General features: G+C 45.3%; 1 protein-coding gene and 1 pseudogene. Both read right to left on the bottom strand.

Going from position 1 to position 1,507, the window contains the following annotated elements; translation table 11 throughout:
• Positions 1–65: 65 nt before the first annotated feature.
• Complete coding sequence (locus tag IBT46_RS26985; protein ID WP_200548128.1) at positions 66–551, bottom strand: hypothetical protein; 486 nt, start codon at positions 549–551, stop codon at positions 66–68.
• A gap of 443 nt (positions 552–994) precedes the next feature.
• Positions 995–1,186: pseudogene (locus IBT46_RS26980) on the bottom strand (type VI secretion system Vgr family protein); the annotation flags it as partial.
• Positions 1,187–1,507: the final 321 nt, after the last annotated feature.

The following is a 1,507-nucleotide window of genomic DNA, read 5'->3' as shown; positions in this document are numbered from 1 at the left end:
ACACCTGTATAAATAACCGGTAACTGTCAGATCAGGTCTGAGCTAATACAGATTAACCGACACCATCAGGGTATAAAGACAAGTTCGGGAGCGTCAGAATCGAGATTTATTTGAGCCTTTAGACTGGTGAAGTTAGGAGGTACTATCCAGTCAAAAGCAACACCTTTTTCAGTCCATGCTATTGATGAGAAATCTCCCTCATCTCCGCGACTAAACTGTTCAATAGAACGCCAGCAACTAACAATCATTACTCGCTGTACTTTAACTGATTTTTTATTATTAACCTGATAGATATCAGCATAAATTTCTTGACCAGCCCCGCATCGACCTGATGGGTGACCAGGGCGTGACTCATATCCTTTTATTAATAGAAAATATTCCTTTCCTGCGATTGTATGAATTTTTTTATCGCTAAAAATTGATATTACCTTTCTATCCGGCACGACAGTAAACCCACCTATTACAAGTGGAGACCAGCGATCTAACTCTTTTATTTCTGATGCATCTGCTGTACAAACCAAAAATATCAAAATCAACCATAGTGATTTCATTTTAATTTCTCCTGAAAACTTTATCGGTACAACACAACCCTGAATAAACCCAGCGATTATGAGCATGTTGCCCAGCCGTTACCCGTCTGTATGTCGGTTTACCACGAGTATTAATTTGCGCTTCAGACTGACTAGCATTTTCTGGCCAGTTCATATTCCAACGGATATTTCCGGTGGTACTGTCGCCCAGATGGTTATATTTCCGCGCCAAAGAACGGGTCTGTTCATCCCATTTTTAGTAGAGCGTACCATTCCACAGAGCAATAGCTTTACACTCTACCATCTCTTCTATGAATTCCGTTATTTACAGAGATGTCTTCGAATTTGAGCCTTTTTTCTTGAAACAGATTACGGTCAGTTGCGATTCTGGCTTTCCCATTCCAGACAGTATTGTAATCAGGTGGAGGAGTCGGTTGCAGCTCATAACCTTCTCCCCGCTTCTACCGCTCGCTGTCCACCAGACGACCGAGGTTCAGCTGGCTTTTGCCACCTTACTGTCGATACCTTGATGTGCTCCTGCCCGCGGTTGTCATCCAGCCGGATTTTGTGTTTGACGGTGTGCAGCACGTCGTTGATAAAGGGCGGTCCGGGTTGCCGTCCTCAAAGCCAATCGCCACTTCCGTTCCCGCCAGCAGATGGTGGCGGTGGCTGAATCTAATCAGGGGTTGGTACTCATACATTCGGTCCTTGTGTACGGTCACAATAAGGGTTCAGACGACGCAGCGTGCTAACGTTTATTCAGTAGCGTCTACTTCCCTGATATTTTTCAAATAATTCACATAAACAGGACTGATTCACTCTCTGCCATTTCCGACCAACCCTGTTTCCAAACCTGAATTATCCGTACTGACAAGAGCCTGCAAAGTTGCGGTGCGGTCCACGCTAAAAATGTCTTCCGGCAGGGCGAAGCTGCGCAGCCCCAGCAGCGCCAGTGGCCCATTACCCAGTTGCGTTCG

This window comes from Erwinia sp. S38 (assembly GCF_016624545.1).
GTDB lineage: Bacteria > Pseudomonadota > Gammaproteobacteria > Enterobacterales > Enterobacteriaceae > Erwinia > Erwinia coffeiphila.
This window is presented reverse-complemented; position numbering and strand designations above follow the sequence as displayed.

Bases quoted from the DNA above. Each gene is read 5' to 3' on its own strand.
- IBT46_RS26985 (WP_200548128.1), bottom strand. From the start codon at position 551: ATGAAATCACTATGGTTGATTTTGATATTTTTGGTTTGTACAGCAGAT.